This is a genomic window from Vibrio sp. 661 (assembly GCF_033339315.1).
Lineage (GTDB): Bacteria > Pseudomonadota > Gammaproteobacteria > Enterobacterales > Vibrionaceae > Vibrio > Vibrio alginolyticus.
On the sequence record NZ_JAWOUJ010000009.1, the window covers coordinates 62,267 to 79,839 of the forward strand.

Genomic DNA, 17,573 nt, shown 5'->3' on the forward strand with positions numbered 1-17,573 from the left:
GCGCTGGTTAACCAGCGCTTTTTTATTGGTTGCTATCCAGATTGCTAGAAATTGCAATGGCTAGAATGCCATTCAAAAGTTGTAGATAGAGTGGCAATTACAGCCAAAAACCTAAAAACGACAAAGCCCCGACAACTCAAAGAGTTATCGAGGCTTTTGAATAAATGGCACGCCCTATTGGATTCGAACCAATGACCACATCCTTAGAAGGGACGTGCTCTATCCAGCTGAGCTAAGGGCGCGCTACAGGGACAGGATTATACGAGTTCAAACGGGTAAATCAACGGGTTTTCATAACATTCTGATCTGAATGCCTAAAAAAAGTCCATTAAAACGCTTAATGTTCAAAAACACCACAAAGCAAACGTTTGCGTATGGATGTTAATAAGAAATTCTGCGACAATGCGCCGCAGATAATCTGCCTTCTTAATTTATAAGGAAAGTCATGACTGCTCAAAATATAGACGGAACTCTCATTTCCCAAACTGTTCGATCCGAAGTGGCTGCACGTGTTAAAGCACGTGTTGAAGCTGGGCTACGTGCTCCTGGTTTAGCAGTGGTTCTAGTTGGTGAAGATCCTGCTTCTCAGGTTTATGTTGGTAGCAAACGCCGCGCATGTGAAGAAGTTGGGTTTGTTTCTAAGTCTTTTGACCTTCCTGCGTCTAGCTCAGAAGAAGAGTTACTAGCGCTGATTGATGAATTAAACAATGATGATGAAATTGACGGCATTCTAGTGCAATTACCCCTTCCTGCGGGCATAGACACAACACATGTTTTAGAGCGCATTCACCCAGAGAAGGACGTGGATGGCTTCCACCCTTATAACGTTGGCCGTCTTGCGCAACGTATTCCAAAGCTTCGCTCTTGCACGCCAAAGGGCATCATTACCCTACTCGACCGTTACAACATTGAGCTACGTGGTAAGCATGCGGTTGTGGTTGGCGCATCAAACATTGTTGGTCGTCCAATGACACTTGAGCTGCTGCTTGCGGGCTGCACAACAACAACATGTCACCGTTTTACCAAAGACCTAGAGAGTCATGTGCGTCAAGCTGACGTTGTCGTGGTTGCGGTTGGTAAACCTAACTTCATCCCTGGTGAGTGGATTAAAAAAGGCGCAGTGGTGGTCGATGTCGGTATTAACCGTCTTGATTCAGGCAAACTAGTTGGCGACGTGGAATACGACAAAGCACGTGAAAGTGCGAGCTTTATTACTCCTGTTCCTGGTGGCGTTGGCCCAATGACCGTCGCAAGTTTAATTGAGAACACGATGCTCGCTTGCGAACAGTTCCACACAGACAAATAACGTAAATTTCAGATACGAAAAAGGCTCCGCAAGGAGCCTTTTTGCTAATTGTTGATATCTATTTCAATTACAGACTTAAAATCACGCCCGCAATAGAAGCGCTCATTAAGTTCGCCATGACACCAGCGATAATCGCACGGAAACCATGCTTAGAAACAAATGCACGCTTTTCTGGTACCAAAGAGCCCAACCCACCAATCAGCATCGCCATGCTTGAGATATTTGCAAAGCCACACAAAGCAAACGTCACGATTGCTTGTGAGTGTTCACTAAGTTGAGACTTCACTTCTGCAAGCTGGATGAAAGCGACGAACTCATTCACCACAATCTTGTTACCAATCAGCGAGCCTGCTGTGGTTGCTTCTTGCCATGGTATACCCAACAACCAAGCGACTGGCGCAAACACAAAACCTAGGATGAGCTCAAAACTTAATGGTGTCCCAATCAGATCACCTATCCAGCCTAACATGCCGTTTAGCATTGCAATGACACTAATAAACGCCAGTAACGTACCACCGACCGATACAGCAATGCGTACACCCGCCATGGCACCATCGGCTAATGCTTCTACTACGTTGGTTGCACGTGGAATTTCAACTTGGCTAATGTCGATATCTGCTGCTTTATCCGTATCTTCTGGCATTAAAATTTTTGCCATCAACAAGCCGGCAGGTGCCGACATAAATGCAGCAGCAATAAGATAGTTGAGGTCGACACCCAGTGATGCGTAACCAACCAACGTTCCGCCAGCAACTGACGCTAAACCACCTGTCATAACTGCAAAGAACTGCGAGTCAGTCATGTGTTTTAGGTAAGGCTTTACCATTAATGGTGCTTCAATGGTGCCAACAAAGATATTCGCCGTAGCAGACAAAGACTCAGCACGACCGATACCCAGCAGCTTTTGAATACCACCACCGATAAAGTTAATGATTTTTGGCATCACACCAATGTGATAAAGACCTGAGATAAGAGAGGAGAAGAAAACGATGATACCCAGAACATTGATCGCAAAGGTGAAGCCCCCTGTCGCCAAATTACCGAATAAAAACGCAATGCCCTCTTGACCATAGTTGATCAAATTCGACACAACACTGCTCACTGAATTCAGCGCATCTCGTCCTGCTGGTACATATAAAACCAACAACGCAAACAGTACCTGCAAAGCAAACGCAAACGACACCGTTCTCAGCTTTATATTTTTTCTATTTGTAGAAAGTAGCCATGCTAGGAATAGTATGGCTACGATACCAATAATTGAGTTCATAAAATGAATCCGACAGAAGGGGGATATAGAAGGCACCGGATTGTATAGCGGACTCAAAATGCTGCAAGTTGAGGATGTTAACAGTGTGAAAAGTTTAAGCGACCAATAACTGACCAACAAAATAACCAATTGAATTTATTGAAGATAAACGTTTGCTTATTTTAATTGTTTCCATATGGAAAATATGTTTCTGATTCAGGAAAAATTTTTGTGAAGTGAATCACCTTATGTGTCGTTCTACAACGTCATTGATCCTGTTATTTAGGAATAGAGATGTAAGGCGCCAAACGTTGGTCCCAATGACAAGGGTTGCCGATCTTCTGTTTGATAAAGTTAATCACTGCGGATATTTTTTTTGGCATATGCTGGCGGCTTGGGTATACCGCATAAAACGGCATCGACTGGCTGGCTTTCCAATCAGGTAACAGCTGTATTAACTTACCCGTTCTGAACTCATCACCCAGCAAGTAAGTGGCAAGGTAGGCAATACCCCAACCTGCAATAGCCGCATCCCGAACGGCTTCTGCCAGATCTACTGAATAGTTACCCGAGACTTTTACGTTCAATTCTTGCTGATCTTTGGTAAACGCCCACCCCGTATAGTCACGCTCCCAGCTTCTGTATATGAGGCAGTTGTGAGCAGATAGGTCATCCGGTTCTGTTGGCGTGTCATGTTTCAATAAGTAATCTGGCGATGCCGCAACAACAAACTGGCAATCCGTCAAACGCTGCGCAATGTAACCTTCAGGCAAATGCTCGTTGTTGGTTACCCATAAATCGAGCCCTTCGGCTAACATATCGACCTTATAGTCAAACAGATGTACTTCCACTTGAAGTTGAGGATACAGTTCGCGTAACTCTTGAATCGCTGGAATAATGTGTAAGGTACCAAATGATTGCGACAACCCAAGACGTACCAAACCTGCCACTTCATCCCGCTGGGTTTCCATCTCTAATGTGGCGCTGCTCACCGCTTGTACCACTTGCTCACAGTGATGAAAAAAGGTTTTCCCTGCCTCAGTCGGCGTAAAGCTTCGCGTAGTGCGTTGAACAAGCTTGATACCAAGAGACGCTTCTAACTGACTCAACTGTTTACTCACATGAGACACCGACACGCCTAAGCTCTTTGCAGCAGCTGTGAAGCTTTTGTGTTTAAGAAGAGCGGAGAAAATCACCATTTGTGCGGCACGTTCAGATAACACGCTTTACCTCGATTTGGTTATAGAAAAAACAAAGGGCTCCGAAGAGCCCTTGTATTGAAGACTGAATGCCAAATTGTTTGATGGCAGATCAGTATTTAATGCGGTCAGCCAAGTGACTCACAGCAAGTGCGAAGTAGTAAGAGCGGTTCCACTTCATCAATACGTTGTAGTTATTGTAAACCAGATACGTACGACCATTCTCGTCGTCCGGCATGATCAACCATGCTTTGATGTCTTCATCCAGTTTTGGCAACGGGCTACCGTCATATTTTGTGATACCTAATTGGCTCCACTCTTGAAGGTATTTGCCTTTTTCAGCCGTGCGCCCTTCTAGGCTGCGATCAATATTTTTAGGAACCTTAACTTGGCGACCCCAAGTATATTTATCATCCCAACCAGACTTGCTCAAATAGTTAGCGGTTGATGCAAACACGTCCGCTTCAGATTGCCATATGTCTTTTTTACCATCACCGTTGCCGTCAGCAGCAAAACGAAGGAAAGAGCTTGGCATAAACTGGCATTGACCCATCGCACCAGCCCATGAGCCTTTAAAGTTCTCTAGCTCAATATGGCCTTGATCGAGGATCTGAAGTGCCGACATAGTCTCTTTACGGAAAAACTCTTCACGACGGCCTTCAAATGCCATTGTGGATAGTGCATCAATCACTTTAAAGTTGCCGGTAAACTTACCAAAGTTACTTTCAACTCCCCAAAGTGCCACAATAAAGCGCGGGTGGACACCGTACTCATCGCCTATACGCTTTAGCTCGGTGTAATGCTCTTTGTAGAGTTGTCTGGCTTGCTTCACCTTCCATTCAGGCACCGCGCGAGGAATGTACTCATCCAATGTCAGTTTCTTTTCTGGTTGGTTTCGGTCCGCTTTTACTGCTCGGGGCTTGTACTCAACATTAGCAAAAGCAGCACTAATGACCTGCTCTGAGATACCTTTATCACGAGCTTCAGCACGCAGCTTATTCAAGTATTCATCAAAACCCTCGCTACTTGCAAAAACCGAGGTACACATACCAACGCTAAGCATGGTAGCCAGTATCTTTTTCATATTGCCCTCCTTGAGCAAGGCAGAAATCCCAGATGAAAAACGATGACGTTATTCGCCTTTCTGCTGGGCTTTTTGTTCTTTGTACTTTTCTAATAGGTTCTCCGGCGGCGGTGGAACCTGAAGAAAGAAGCCATCATTTTGTAATGAAGCCTTCACTTTTTCGATATCAACTTGTGCCAATTTACGGCCATCAAGTTTAATCGTCATGACAGCGATAGGCTTACCGAACATCTGCATTAAGGTGTCAGGAACCTGTGAAAAGTCATCCTTTTTCGGAATATAGAGATAAGTACCTTCTTTTTTCGAGCTTTTATAAATAGAACAAAGCATGACACGCCTTTTATGCTGATTTAGCCGCGTTGAGTGCGGATTAGGTTGAAAACGTCAAATTCTCGCAAACTTAATAGCAAATTTGAGATTAATTCACCTATTTACCCACGAGAGAACTTGCTGCGTCAAAGGATGAAATATAACATGACATACCTAGTTTAAGGCAACGCTCTTTCAATAAAGGCAAGAAGTCCACGATGACCCATTCACCAGACCTTAAAGGTAGCAGTTTTACATTGTCAGTTTTACACCTTTCTGACAATGAGATCGCAAAGACTGTCGAATTTTTGCAAGAAAAAGTTTCTCAAGCACCTTCTTTTTTTGCATCCGCGCCTTTGGTAATCAATATAGCAAAAGTACAAGGCGACATTGATTTCCCTAAGCTTAAACAAGGCATCTCAGATGCTGGTTTTATTCCGGTCGGTGTAACGGGCTGTAAAGACAAGCGTGTACAAAACCTTGCTTCCGAAGCTGGCTTCGCCATTATGTCGGCGAGCAAATCGCCAAGCCAAGCACCTGCCAAAATGGCACCAACGAAAGTAGTTCGTACGCCTGTCCGCTCAGGACAACAGATCTACGCAAAAGATGGTGATTTGGTGGTGCTAGCGCACGTAAGTGCAGGTGCTGAAGTCATTGCTGACGGCTCTATTCATATCCATGGCACACTTCGAGGTCGTGCGATTGCAGGAGCAAGTGGTCAGCAGGAAGCGCGTATTATTTGCCACGATTTACAAGCAGAACTGGTATCCATTGCGGGTGACTACTGGTTAAGCGATCAAATTGAAAGCGAGTACTGGCAAAAGAAAGTAATGATCAGTAAAGCCGATGAATCATTACATTTAGAAGTTCTCGCGATTTAATCTAAAAAGGAAAAAAAATGGCACGCATTATTGTAGTAACGTCTGGTAAAGGTGGCGTTGGTAAAACCACTTCAAGCGCAGCCATCGCCTCTGGTCTAGCTCTTAAGGGAAAAAAGACCGCGGTGATCGATTTTGACATCGGTTTGCGTAACCTCGATCTAATCATGGGCTGTGAGCGCCGCGTCGTGTATGACTTTGTGAACGTCATTAACGGCGAAGCGACATTAAACCAAGCGCTGATCAAAGATAAGCGCACGGACAACCTATTTATTCTTCCTGCTTCTCAAACTCGTGATAAAGACGCACTGACAAAAGATGGTGTTCAGCGCGTATTCGGCGAACTTGATGAAATGGGCTTTGATTTCATTATTTGTGATTCACCAGCAGGTATCGAGCAAGGCGCGTTAATGGCCTTGTACTATGCCGATGAAGCCATTGTCACAACGAACCCAGAAGTCTCTTCTGTACGTGACTCTGACCGCATTCTCGGTATTTTAGATTCTAAGTCACTGCGTGCAGAGCAAGGGCTAGAGCCAGTAAAACAGCACCTGTTACTGACTCGCTACAACCCATCTCGCGTCACTCAAGGCGAAATGCTAAGCGTTGAAGACGTAGAGGAGATCTTACATATTCCACTACTGGGCGTGATTCCAGAAAGCCAAGCCGTGCTTAACGCGTCAAACAAAGGTGTGCCAGTCACTTTTGACGATAACACCGATGCGGGTATGGCTTATTCTGACACCGTTGATCGCTTATTAGGCAATCAGGTTGAATTTCGTTTCCTTACTGAGGAGAAGAAAGGACTCTTTAAACGACTCTTTGGAGGCTAGACATGTCATTATTAGAATTTTTCCGTCCACAGAAGAAAACTTCTGCGAATCTAGCTAAAGAGCGTTTGCAAATCATTGTCGCAGAGCGCCGCAGCCAAAATGATCCTGCGCCGTCTTACTTGCCTCAATTAAAAGAAGACATCTTGAAGGTGATCAGCAAGTACGTGGCAATTGATCCAAATATGGTTGACTTAACATTTGAGCACAAAGACGACGATATCTCAGTTCTTGAGCTGAATGTGAAGCTACCAGACGAAGAAAAGTAATCAGTTTCTCTCGCCAGACGAATGCTCTAATTAGAACGAAAAAGGTTGGCATCGAGGCCAACCTTTTTCATCTTTCATTACTTTAATGCTTTATTCATCTTGTCGCCGAGTAAATCCAAACGCCACCCTTGCATCAAATCAGGCAATACTTCTGGGTCACGATCTTTTTTCCAAACCCAACTGATCAACTGATTGATCTGCTTTTTAGAGGCAAGGAACTCCGTGGCTAAACCTGACTTCTGCGAAGCCGATTTCACCAAGTCTTTCATATTTTTGAAGACCTGCTTGTAACCCGGATAGTCCATTAAACGCTCAATTTTCGCAGGATACTCTTCAGAAGGTGTTTGCTTCGCTTGCTTAACAATCGCGGCAATCTTCGCGCCATGGCGGTTAATCGCTCGGATATCAATATCTTCTGCTTCCATCTTCTTAAAGTTCGTTAAACCAAGACGAGCGACCGTTAATAGATCACCTTCTTTGAAGATAAAGTTCAGCGCTAAATCTCGTTTGATTGCTTCACGATAACGCCACGTCGCCAATGGCTTTAAAATAGCCAGCTCAGAAGGTTTTAATTGCCAAGCGCCCTTAATATCAAGGTAGGCATTCTCTTCATTGGTTACGCGAATACGTTTCGAAACGAGTAAATCACTTTCTTGCTGTACAGCTTCCCACCAACCTGCTTGCGTCACCTTATCGAACAGCTTTTCGTATAACGGTAACAAGTAATGAACATCTGCGGCAGCATAATCTAATTGCTTTTGTGTCAGTGGACGAGCCATCCAGTCGGTACGTGATTCACTTTTGTCGAGCTCTACGCCTAAATATTCTTCCACCAGCGATGCGAAGCCTGTCGATAGGCCGTGACCGAGAAAAGCGGCCATCAGCTGCGTATCCACCATAGGGAATGGTGTACAACCAAAAGCGTTTTGGAAAACTTCTAAATCTTCACCACATGCGTGCAGCACTTTTAGCACAGAAGTATCTTTTAATAGCGCTACAAACGGCGTCATATCCGTTAATTCAGTCGGATCAATCAGCGAGAGGCGATTACCATCGAAAAGCTGAATCAGACCTAACTGCGGGTAGAAAGTGCGAATACGAACGAATTCGGTATCCAGCATCACTACGTCTGCCTCTCGGGCATGAGTGCAAACCTCTTCTAGGTCTTTGTTTTTAGTAATAATTTGATAGTTCACATACTTCTCGCTATAAAAATGCCAGCAAAACGCTGGCATTCTATCATTTTTTAAATCTCTCGACTCGACGAAATCGGCTTATGCGCTTTTCTTCGCAAGTTCAGCGTCATTCTCTTCGCGTAAAACACGACGCAAGATCTTACCGACATTGGTTTTAGGTAAGTCTTCGCGGAACTCAACCAACTTCGGAACTTTGTAGCCAGTTAAGTGTTCTCGACAATGCGCGATCACTTCGTCTTTGGTCAAGCTCGGATCACGTTTCACGACATAAATCTTCACTAATTCACCAGACACTTCATGCGGCTGACCAATAGCAGCAACTTCAAGTACTTTGCCGTGTAGTGCTACAACGTCTTCAATTTCGTTCGGGTAAACATTAAAGCCTGATACTAAGATCATGTCTTTCTTACGGTCAACGATATGCAGGAAGCCTTCGTCATCGAACTTAACGATGTCGCCAGTTGATAGCCAGCCGTCTTCGTTAATCGTATCTTTCGTTGCTTCAGGTCGTTGCCAGTAACCTTGCATAACCTGAGGACCACGAACTTGAAGTTCACCAGTTTCAGTATTCGCAAGAGCGTTGCCTTCTTCGTCCACGATACGAACTTCTGTTGATGGTACCGGCAGACCAATAGAGCCATTGTATTCAACAAGATCATGCGGATATGCCGCCACCAACGGAGAACACTCTGTTAGACCGTAACCTTCGAGCAAATAGCAACCCGTGGTCTTTTGCCATCTTTCTGCCACTGAGCGCTGCACTGCCATGCCGCCGCCAACGGCTAAACGTAGATTACTGAAATCCAACTCGTGGAAATCTTCATTATTGACCAATGCATTAAATAAGGTATTCACGCCCGTAATCGCAGTAAACGGATGCTTTTGTAGCTCTTTCACGAACCCTGGAATATCTCTAGGGTTGGTAATAAGTAAGTTACGACCACCCATTTCGACAAACAGCAGACAGTTTACGGTAAGAGCAAATACGTGATACAGCGGTAATGCTGTTACGACTAATTCACGCCCCGGAGATAAAACCGGTCCGTACGCGCCTTTTGCCTGTAGAACGTTCGCAATCATGTTGCGGTGAGTCAGAATCGCGCCTTTCGCGACACCTGTCGTCCCCCCCGTATATTGCAGGAATGCAATGTCATCCCCAGACATAAACGGTTTAACGTATTGTAGACGACGACCTTTACGTAGAGCCTGACGCATTGAGATTGCACCAGGTAAATCGTACTTAGGCACCATGCCCTTAACGTACTTCACGACAAAATCGACAATCGTACCTTTCGCTCGTGGCAGCATTTGACCAAGACTGGTTAACACTACGTGTTTGACTGGTGTTTTATCGACAATTTGTTCTAACGTATTCGCAAAGTTAGACACAATCACAATCGTCGTCGCACCTGAGTCATTCAATTGGTGTTCAAGTTCACGAGGAGTGTAAAGTGGGTTAACGTTTACGGCGATACAACCTGCACGCAAAATACCAAACAACGCCACTGGGTATTGCAGTAGGTTTGGCATCATCAGAGCAACACGGTCACCCTTTTGCAGTTTTAACTCGTTTTGCAGATACGCTGCGAATGCGCGACTACGCTCTTCCAATTTACGGAAGGTCATAACCGAGCCCATGTTCATGAATGCTGGTTGGTCTGCATATTTTTGTACAGACTGTTCAAACATTTCTACCAAAGACTCATATTGCTCTGGATTAATGGTTTCAGGTACGTCACTTGGATAACGTGAAAGCCATGGTTTATCCACGATGTTACTCCTCGTTTATAACTGGCTAAAAAATAGCGTCCTTTTTATTTTGAAAGCTATTACAGCACAGCGAACGTGCTTGAGCACGCAACTCTCAAACACTTGTTTAAATTTTGTTAACTACACCAAGAATTCGCGTTGCGACCTCGAGTATTTGCTCTAAATGACAGTGATGACCACCCTTGACAGAAACCACTTGCGGTGGGTTCTCTCCCCAATCAGCTTGGTTATATGGTAAATTCTGAAATCCTTGATCGCCTAATACAATCAAATGAGGACAACGTATTTGGCTGGTAATCGAGTTAGCATGCGCTTGCGCCATTCGGTAAAGCGACGCACATTTTAACTTGGCGTCATGCCGCCAATACCATTTATCTCCTCGCTGCTCTGTTCCACGCTCGACTATCGGTAGAAGTTGCTCAGCGGTTAATTGGTTGGCTTGCATGCGTAATTTTAACGCCAGATCGAAGGAGGCAATGGCTCGCTCTGGCTTGTTTTGCTGTCTTATTCGACTTAAAACGCCATCGCGAAGACGAGGCAAACTGTTAGTTGGATCCTCATGAAGAGGTCCTGCTCCCTCAATTTGCACAAGAGCTTCGACCTGCTCTGGAAACGCTGCACTATAGCAACTTGCGATTAAAGCACCAAGTGAATGCCCTACTAATATCAGTCTGTTTGGTGATAATTCGTCCAAAAACTGATACAAATCGGCAATATAGTCGTGAAAGGGGTAATAATTATCGTGAGATTTATGACTCGATAAACCGTGACCAAAATGATCGATGGCGAGGAGGTGTAAGTGAGGATTAAGTTGATTCAACTGCTCCATGAGCGCTTTAAAGCTGCCCGCATTATCTAACCACCCATGAAGAAAAACGACTGACAAGTCAGCCGTTTTCTCGTTCCCTATCTCAAGGGCTGCCATTTTGCCGGCAGGAAGCTCGAATTGACGCTCATGCATCGCAGATTATTTGACCTGTTTTATCACTTTACCGTCTTGTGGGAAATCATTACGCCACATGCGGCAGTTAATCGAGTAACATGGGTAAAAGTAGGTTGGCGAGTCATACATGCGTACACGTTCTTCAATTTTCCATAAACGGTACCCTTCCCCCTTTATTACCGGGAAGATGTAACCGTGCTCACCGATCTTTCCTTCTTCTTCCCCTGCTCCTTTGCCTACAACCGTCACCAAACGGCCTTCACTAAAGGCGACAGGCTCTAAATAGCCATCAAAATAGGCGACAAAACGCCCCGTAGGCTCTTCATCGATATCAGGTTTACCAGACTTACTGATAGGAAGGTTTACAATCTCTAGACGCGTTTTATCTTTAAAGTTATCCACTTTAGCGATGATTCCACCAAGGCGAACATCTTCACTCACTTGCCCCTGAGACTCAGCAAAAGCTTTATAGTCTGTAACGACCAATTCTGTGCTTGCATTTAGCTCCTCAGGCAACGAGCTACACGCAGACAAACCAACCGTAGCAAATAATGCGAGAAAAAACCGTCCAAAAACCTTCATAAACCACCTTTCAATATTAGTAACCCCAAGCTGGGGAGATCTCACACGTAAATATCGACACCAAGTAATTGAGCCAGTTCCTCTTTTTTAGCTCGATTCATGACATCCATGTACTGCTCCATTGCTTTACGTGCGCCCCCTTCAGGAAGGTCATATTGCACTTGAGCTCGGTGAATTTGGGACTCATCCACGTGTTTTATGGAGTGCGCCACGGCGTTAGCAACCTTTGAAGGCTGACCTACAGGCTGCTTTGTTTGTGATTTATTTACCGGCTTCTTTTGACTGGCTTTATTAGTGCGATTTGCACCGGGAATCAAAGAAGGAGGCAAGCCATTAATCGACGCCATAGCACTCCATAAAAATACAGGGCAAACGCCCTGCTTTTTGTCAGGTTAATGAAAAACGGACTATTCGCGACCAGGAAGTTTTTTCCATGTCACATTATCACGTAAATAAACAGGGCTCGAATCTTCGACCGGCACGATATTACCCTTTTTAAATTCTTGTTCAGCAAGAATCACGATGTCTTGTGAATCAGGGTACAGAACGTCACCATGCGTCAAATTAAACGGTAGGCCTGCTAATACTTCTTGGTAAGCATCCCAACCAGTACCTGCTGTCGTCCACGTTTTGTCGTCTGCTTGTGCTTCTTCAACGAGACGTGCTGGTGGAATTACGCACTCTGCATCCATCCCTGCCCACTCACCGTTTGCTTGGCGAGTGTAACGTGCCCAGTAAACTTCACCCATACGTGCGTCAATAGCCACAGCGACATCGGTCACACCATGTAAGCGATAGCTACCTTGAGCCATTGCAGCCAGCGTTGAAACGCCGATCATAGGTAAGTCAGCACCGAACGCCAAACCTTGTGCGATACCAATACCGATACGAACGCCAGTAAAGCTACCTGGACCACGTCCAAACGCTAACGCATCCAGCTCTTGTAGAGTCAGGCCAGCTTCTTTGAGTACTTCATCAACCATTGGCAGTACTTTTTTGGTGTGATCGCGTGGTGCAACCGCGCTACGTGAAATCACTTGATCATTAGCCAACAACGCAACTGAACAGTTTTCAGTCGCTGTATCGATAGCAAGAATTTTTGCGCTCATTTAACTCTCTACAACTTTCATTTATTGGGTTATGCCTCAGCACTTGCGTCTGTGACAGATTGTTCTGCTTTCAGGAATGCTTTGATTCCATCTAAGTCTCGCGTCCTTGGGATAGGTGGTAGGCTTCCGAGGAAAATACCACCATAGTCTCGCGTGACGAGGCGATTATCACAAATGATCAACGCACCGTGATCCTTCTGATCTCGAATTAATCGCCCGACTCCCTGCTTTAACGTAATCACTGCATCCGGGATTTGTACTTCAGCAAATGGTTCACCGCCACGTAATCGACAATCCTCGATACGGGCTTTGAGTAACGGATCGTCAGGGGCGGTAAACGGTAATTTGTCGATAATAACACAGCTCAGCGCATCACCTCTAACATCAATCCCTTCCCAGAAGGCGCCTGTCGCCACGAGTAAAGCGTTACCCAGTTCCATAAACTCCGCCAAAGTTTTCTGCTTACTCATCTCCCCTTGCATTAACACAGGCAGCTCAAGTACTTCTCGGAACTTCTCACCTAGTTCACGCATCATGCTGTGCGAGGTACATAAAAAGAAGCAGCGACCATCATTTTCTTCAATCACCGGAGCAAGCATTCGGACTAACTTATCCGCTAAGCCGTTACTGTTTGGCTCTGGCAAATACCTTGGCACACAAAGGCGCGCTTGCTTTTGATAATCAAAGGGGGACGGCAGAGAAAATTGCTTTGTAGGCTTGAGGCCAAGGCGCTCAGTAAAGTGCTTGAAATCGCCCGATACGGCTAGGGTTGCTGACGTGAAAATCCACGCGCCTTGTTTAATCTCTATTTGCTCATGGAACTTGTCCGCGACAGAAAGAGGCGTAATGTGCAGAGCGAAATGACGAGGCGAGGTATCGTACCAGTATGAGTAACCGGTAATATCGACATCACATACCCGGTCTATACGGCCTTTGATCAAATTGGCTCGTTCAAAGGCGGTATCCAGTAATTGACTGCGCCCTAAGGCTATTTTGAGTACATCAATCGCCAATTCGAGGCTGTCAGTTAAGCGCAATAATTCTCGCTTAATAGAACCTGATTGCAACGCCTCACGCCAGTTGCCACGAAAGCCTGGCTCACCCAATACAATCCGCATGTCCATTGCGCTTTGCATGAGTTTGTCGCCCACTTTTTGCAATTGACGCATATCTTTGGCTTCGGTGCGATAGGCTATTTCAATGTCTTTGGCAAGATCGTGAATTTGGCGGCTTGAAACTGACTGGCCGAAATATTCGCTCGCAATATCTGGCAACTGATGAGCTTCATCAAAAATAAACACATCGGCTTCTGGAATCAGTTCACCGAATCCTGTTTCTTTGATCGCTAAATCAGCAAGAAACAAGTGATGGTTCACTACAACAATGTCGGAATCCATGGCTCGCTTACGCGCTTTCAATACAAAGCAATCAGTGTAGCTCGGACATTCTTTACCTAAACAGTTATCATTGGTTGAGGTGATAGTCGGAATGATCATGCTGTCTTCTGGCAGATCATCACAATCACCAAGGTCACCTGTTTTGGTTTCTGATGACCAAGCACGCACTTTAACCAGTTGAGTTAATAACGTCGGGTCAGATTCATTAGTGTGGCTTTCGACCATTTGGCGGCTCAAACGATCCAAACACAGATAATTAGAACGCCCTTTTAATAACGCCACTTGGCCATAAAAACCAAGCGCATTGACCATGAGCGGTAAGTCACGATGGTACAACTGCTCTTGCAAGTTTTTCGAGCCTGTACTGATGATCACTTTTTTACCGCTTAACAGCGCAGGGACTAAGTAGGCGAAGGTCTTACCGGTTCCGGTTCCTGCCTCCACCACCAACTGGGTTTGATCTTTGATCGCACTGCTGACGGCTTCCGCCATATCGATTTGTGGCTGACGAGCTTGAAAGCCAGGAATGGCCTTACCTAACGCGCCATCAGAGGAAAAAGTTTTTGCGATCATGCTTGGTATTGAGTTTGAAAAATTATCGAGAGTATATCAGAGGAATAGGAGTGACATCAGCCCACAATCTGACCAGCTTGCGGCGACACGCGGATATTTTGTTGAAACCAACGTAAGAATAGATTATTTATGGTGAAACATGGCAGTACAGTTACACCCGCCAGGGAATAATAACAAATTCGTACGCTAAAATATTAATGCATGGAAGTACCTGATTTATGGAAAAGAAAACACTGTTGACCCACTGTTCTGACGCCCCGGGTCTCATCTCGAAAATTACTAATATCTGTTACAAGCACCAACTCAACATCGTTCACAATAACGAATTTGTTGATAATACCAGTGGCCACTTTTTCATGAGAACGGAGTTGGAGGGGTACTTCAACGATCAAACGTTTCTTGCCGACTTGGACCAAGCTCTCCCGCAAGGTGCTAAGCGTAAATTGGTTGGCTCTCGCCGTAAGCGCATCGTCATTCTCGTCACAAAAGAAGCGCATTGTTTAGGCGATATTCTGATGAAAACCTACGATGGAAGCCTAGATGTTGAGATCGCCGCTGTGGTGGGGAATTACGACAAACTGCAAACTCTCACTGAACGCTTCGACATTCCTTACCACCATGTGACCCATGAAAACCTTAGCCGTGAAGAACACGAGCAGAAGATGCTAGAAGTGATCGATCAATACGATGCTGACTTTTTGGTGCTAGCTAAATACATGCGCGTATTAACGCCGACGTTTGTTGAGAAATATCACCACAAAATCATTAATATTCATCACAGCTTCTTACCTGCTTTTATTGGCGCGAAGCCATATCAACAAGCTTACGATCGCGGTGTGAAAATCATCGGTGCAACAGCACACTTCGTGACTAATGATTTAGATGAAGGGCCGATCATCAAGCAAGACGTAATTCCTGTCGACCATACATTCAATGCCCAAGATATGGCGCAAGCGGGACGCGATGTAGAGAAGAACGTATTGAGTAAGGCTTTGAATAAAGTGATCAATGACCACGTCTTTGTTTATGGGAATAAGACAGTGATCCTGTAATCCCTCCGTACTAGTTACAACGATAGTGAAACCCGTCCAACTTGGCGGGTTTCATCTTTTCAGAAGATCCCCCCTCCAATTCTAACCATCAAAGTTAAACCGATACGTTATAATTTTTCATTTCTCCACAACTATTTACTGAGAGAATGATTCCGTTTATCATTTGCCCTCCTTATAATAAACCACGTTAATATTACGGAATTAAAATGAAAAAAACGTTAGTGGCTTTTCTGATTGGGCTGACTTTACCAGCAACCACAATCGCAGATACTCTTGAGCCTGTTCAGAATGATGTATCCACTCGCATTATCGGCGGCGAACCTGCCAACACTTCCGACTGGAAATTTATTGCTTCACTGGTACGTAAAGGACAACCTACATCTATTGGTCACTTTTGTGGTGGCAGTTTCCTAGGTGGAAAATACGTATTAACTGCTGCGCACTGTGTGGAAGGTCTTAATGCGGACGATCTGGATATCGTTCTTGGTCTTTATGACAAAAACAGAGAGTCTCAAGCACAGCGCATCGCCATTAAAAATATCTATTCACATGATGAATATAACAACATAACAACGAACAATGACATCGCTCTTATTGAATTAGAACGCAATATCGATAGCGCAACTATTGACCTGGCAACGCCAGAACTTTTAGATAGCGTACGCGTAGGAGACAAGTTGCACGTGGCTGGATGGGGAAATACGTCCACGACAGACCGAATATACCCAACCGTTTTACAACAAGTAGATTTGGAATACGTAGATCGAGCTACCTGCCAAAACCTACCAGGAAACTACTCTAATGTATCAGATGACGGTATTTGCGCCGGATACTATTGGGGAGGTAAAGATAGCTGCCAAGGAGATAGCGGCGGTCCACTCATCGTTGATGATAACGGTATCAACAAATTGCTAGGCGTGGTCAGCTGGGGGGATGGATGTGCTCAACCAAACGCTTATGGTGTTTACGCCAACGTCGCTCATTTTCAACACAATGGATGGATAGATAGCCATCGCAATACTATCAGCTTCACTAAGTACCGAGATCTTCGTTTCGTTGAGCGAAAAGCGCAGCAAGAGACCTTTACTATTCGTAATGACGATACTATCCCATTCAACATCTACCAAAGCACAATATCATACGGAAGTACCATCGAGAAAAGCACTTGTACTGGTACCTTAAAGCCTTCGCAAAGCTGTCAAATTACCGTCGGCTACCAACCTAGCTATTCGGGATCAGAAACAACGATAGAGCTCTTTACCGATCATCCGAAACTGTCCAGACTCACAACAACTTTCGAGTATTCAGGTGTAGATAAAGCAAGCAGATCAGTGCGTAATGCCATTCCGCTAGCAGACGCAAATGTTTATACCGGTCAAAACGCTTGGACGGCTGAAAATGGTGAACTGCAATCAGCGGATATGGGAGCTTATCCTGGTGTATCTGAGCTGGTTTTGACCGATCTTCCGAAGGGCAAACTTACCATGGATCTCAAAGTAATGTCCGATGGTTTTGATTACTTGTTCATCTTAGTTAATGGTGAAATTTACGATAGCACCAACCAACTCCTCGATTATAAAGAGATCCAGATCGATCTTTACAAAGCATCTAATACGATAACGTTTGAATACGTCCAACACCCGTTTTCAAGTGGCATTTACAGCGCGCAAGCATTTGTTCGCAACATAAATATGTCAGTCAGCACAGATAATACGGGCGATGCTGGTAACGACGTTAATAAAAAGTCTAGTTCAGGCGGCAGTTTATCTATTGGCCTACTGGTGTTAATGGCTGCAGGTTCATTCGTACGACGCAAAAAAAGGTAACGAG

The 17,573-nt window shown here is 44.9% G+C and carries 17 protein-coding genes and 1 tRNA gene; 6 read left to right on the plus strand and 12 right to left on the minus strand.

Translation table 11 applies throughout. The features are described 5' to 3' along the window. Positions 1 to 165: 165 nt before the first annotated feature. Positions 166 to 242, minus strand: a tRNA-Arg gene (locus R7P69_RS15795). A gap of 203 nt (positions 243 to 445) precedes the next feature. On the opposite strand from R7P69_RS15795, the gene folD reads away from it, so the two are divergent. Next, positions 446 to 1,306: a bifunctional methylenetetrahydrofolate dehydrogenase/methenyltetrahydrofolate cyclohydrolase FolD gene (gene folD / locus R7P69_RS15800; protein ID WP_005382297.1), complete on the plus strand. Its 861-nt coding sequence runs from the start codon at positions 446 to 448 to the stop codon at positions 1,304 to 1,306. Between the two features lie 67 nt (positions 1,307 to 1,373). Here the strand turns inward: folD and R7P69_RS15805 are convergent, their stop codons facing one another. The 4 genes from R7P69_RS15805 to R7P69_RS15820 form a co-directional block, all read right to left on the minus strand. After that, entirely contained in the window at positions 1,374 to 2,573 is a 1,200-nt protein-coding gene (locus tag R7P69_RS15805; protein WP_005382298.1) for a NupC/NupG family nucleoside CNT transporter, read from the minus strand. Positions 2,574 to 2,830: 257 nt separating this feature from the next. Then, the gene (locus R7P69_RS15810) at positions 2,831 to 3,775 is read right to left on the minus strand and encodes a LysR family transcriptional regulator (protein WP_017634801.1); all 945 of its coding nucleotides are present in this window, start codon (positions 3,773 to 3,775) and stop codon (positions 2,831 to 2,833) included. An 88-nt stretch (positions 3,776 to 3,863) separates the two neighbouring features. Continuing rightward, positions 3,864 to 4,835, minus strand: a complete 972-nt coding sequence (locus R7P69_RS15815) for a lytic transglycosylase domain-containing protein (protein WP_033906907.1) — start codon at positions 4,833 to 4,835, stop codon at positions 3,864 to 3,866. 48 nt (positions 4,836 to 4,883) lie between these two features. Then, on the minus strand, positions 4,884 to 5,165 hold the full coding sequence (locus tag R7P69_RS15820) for a YcgL domain-containing protein (protein WP_005382303.1): 282 nt from the start codon (positions 5,163 to 5,165) through the stop codon (positions 4,884 to 4,886). Between the two features lie 197 nt (positions 5,166 to 5,362). Between R7P69_RS15820 and minC the strand changes: the two genes are divergently transcribed. The 3 genes from minC to minE are packed head-to-tail and all read left to right on the plus strand — an operon-like array spanning position 5,363 to position 7,121. Continuing rightward, entirely contained in the window at positions 5,363 to 6,025 is a 663-nt protein-coding gene (minC, locus tag R7P69_RS15825) for a septum site-determining protein MinC (RefSeq protein WP_005382304.1), read from the plus strand. A 17-nt stretch (positions 6,026 to 6,042) separates the two neighbouring features. Further along, positions 6,043 to 6,855, plus strand: coding sequence for a septum site-determining protein MinD (gene minD / locus R7P69_RS15830; protein WP_005388331.1), 813 nt, complete (start codon positions 6,043 to 6,045; stop codon positions 6,853 to 6,855). Between the two features lie 2 nt (positions 6,856 to 6,857). Beyond that, a complete protein-coding gene (minE, locus tag R7P69_RS15835; RefSeq protein WP_005388332.1) occupies positions 6,858 to 7,121 on the plus strand; it encodes a cell division topological specificity factor MinE in 264 nt (87 codons plus the stop codon). Between the two features lie 77 nt (positions 7,122 to 7,198). On the opposite strand, the gene rnd is transcribed toward minE, so the two are convergent. From rnd to R7P69_RS15870, 7 genes are all read right to left on the minus strand, one after another. Further along, positions 7,199 to 8,317, minus strand: coding sequence for a ribonuclease D (gene rnd, locus R7P69_RS15840; RefSeq protein ID WP_031777213.1), 1,119 nt, complete (start codon positions 8,315 to 8,317; stop codon positions 7,199 to 7,201). Positions 8,318 to 8,395: 78 nt separating this feature from the next. After that, positions 8,396 to 10,087 (minus strand): long-chain-fatty-acid--CoA ligase FadD, encoded by a 1,692-nt coding sequence (fadD, locus tag R7P69_RS15845; protein WP_005382216.1) that lies wholly within the window; start codon positions 10,085 to 10,087, stop codon positions 8,396 to 8,398. A 106-nt stretch (positions 10,088 to 10,193) separates the two neighbouring features. Then, positions 10,194 to 11,048, minus strand: coding sequence for an alpha/beta fold hydrolase (locus R7P69_RS15850; protein ID WP_064353714.1), 855 nt, complete (start codon positions 11,046 to 11,048; stop codon positions 10,194 to 10,196). A 6-nt stretch (positions 11,049 to 11,054) separates the two neighbouring features. Further along, positions 11,055 to 11,612, minus strand: a complete 558-nt coding sequence (locus R7P69_RS15855) for a Slp family lipoprotein (RefSeq protein WP_005382214.1) — start codon at positions 11,610 to 11,612, stop codon at positions 11,055 to 11,057. A gap of 41 nt (positions 11,613 to 11,653) precedes the next feature. Then, positions 11,654 to 11,959, minus strand: a complete 306-nt coding sequence (locus R7P69_RS15860) for a hypothetical protein (RefSeq protein WP_005382213.1) — start codon at positions 11,957 to 11,959, stop codon at positions 11,654 to 11,656. 60 nt (positions 11,960 to 12,019) lie between these two features. Continuing rightward, the gene (gene tsaB, locus R7P69_RS15865) at positions 12,020 to 12,721 is read right to left on the minus strand and encodes a tRNA (adenosine(37)-N6)-threonylcarbamoyltransferase complex dimerization subunit type 1 TsaB (protein WP_017634804.1); all 702 of its coding nucleotides are present in this window, start codon (positions 12,719 to 12,721) and stop codon (positions 12,020 to 12,022) included. Between the two features lie 29 nt (positions 12,722 to 12,750). Further along, on the minus strand, positions 12,751 to 14,691 hold the full coding sequence (locus tag R7P69_RS15870) for an ATP-dependent DNA helicase (RefSeq protein ID WP_005382210.1): 1,941 nt from the start codon (positions 14,689 to 14,691) through the stop codon (positions 12,751 to 12,753). A gap of 218 nt (positions 14,692 to 14,909) precedes the next feature. On the opposite strand from R7P69_RS15870, the gene purU reads away from it, so the two are divergent. Continuing rightward, positions 14,910 to 15,743 (plus strand): formyltetrahydrofolate deformylase, encoded by an 834-nt coding sequence (gene purU, locus R7P69_RS15875; protein ID WP_005382206.1) that lies wholly within the window; start codon positions 14,910 to 14,912, stop codon positions 15,741 to 15,743. A gap of 206 nt (positions 15,744 to 15,949) precedes the next feature. Continuing rightward, the gene (locus R7P69_RS15880; RefSeq protein ID WP_005382202.1) at positions 15,950 to 17,569 is read left to right on the plus strand and encodes a S1 family peptidase; all 1,620 of its coding nucleotides are present in this window, start codon (positions 15,950 to 15,952) and stop codon (positions 17,567 to 17,569) included. The last annotated feature ends 4 nt before the right edge of the window (positions 17,570 to 17,573 follow it).

Bases quoted from the DNA above. Each gene is read 5' to 3' on its own strand.
- R7P69_RS15815 (WP_033906907.1), bottom strand. From the start codon at position 4,835: ATGAAAAAGATACTGGCTACCATGCTTAGCGTTGGTATGTGTACCTCG.
- R7P69_RS15880 (WP_005382202.1), top strand. From the start codon at position 15,950: ATGAAAAAAACGTTAGTGGCTTTTCTGATTGGGCTGACTTTACCAGCA.
- minD (WP_005388331.1), top strand. From the start codon at position 6,043: ATGGCACGCATTATTGTAGTAACGTCTGGTAAAGGTGGCGTTGGTAAA.
- minE (WP_005388332.1), top strand. From the start codon at position 6,858: ATGTCATTATTAGAATTTTTCCGTCCACAGAAGAAAACTTCTGCGAAT.
- purU (WP_005382206.1), top strand. From the start codon at position 14,910: ATGGAAAAGAAAACACTGTTGACCCACTGTTCTGACGCCCCGGGTCTC.
- tsaB (WP_017634804.1), bottom strand. From the start codon at position 12,721: ATGAGCGCAAAAATTCTTGCTATCGATACAGCGACTGAAAACTGTTCA.
- R7P69_RS15855 (WP_005382214.1), bottom strand. From the start codon at position 11,612: ATGAAGGTTTTTGGACGGTTTTTTCTCGCATTATTTGCTACGGTTGGT.
- minC (WP_005382304.1), top strand. From the start codon at position 5,363: ATGACCCATTCACCAGACCTTAAAGGTAGCAGTTTTACATTGTCAGTT.
- R7P69_RS15850 (WP_064353714.1), bottom strand. From the start codon at position 11,048: ATGCATGAGCGTCAATTCGAGCTTCCTGCCGGCAAAATGGCAGCCCTT.
- R7P69_RS15870 (WP_005382210.1), bottom strand. From the start codon at position 14,691: ATGATCGCAAAAACTTTTTCCTCTGATGGCGCGTTAGGTAAGGCCATT.
- R7P69_RS15860 (WP_005382213.1), bottom strand. From the start codon at position 11,959: ATGGCGTCGATTAATGGCTTGCCTCCTTCTTTGATTCCCGGTGCAAAT.
- R7P69_RS15820 (WP_005382303.1), bottom strand. From the start codon at position 5,165: ATGCTTTGTTCTATTTATAAAAGCTCGAAAAAAGAAGGTACTTATCTC.
- R7P69_RS15805 (WP_005382298.1), bottom strand. From the start codon at position 2,573: ATGAACTCAATTATTGGTATCGTAGCCATACTATTCCTAGCATGGCTA.
- folD (WP_005382297.1), top strand. From the start codon at position 446: ATGACTGCTCAAAATATAGACGGAACTCTCATTTCCCAAACTGTTCGA.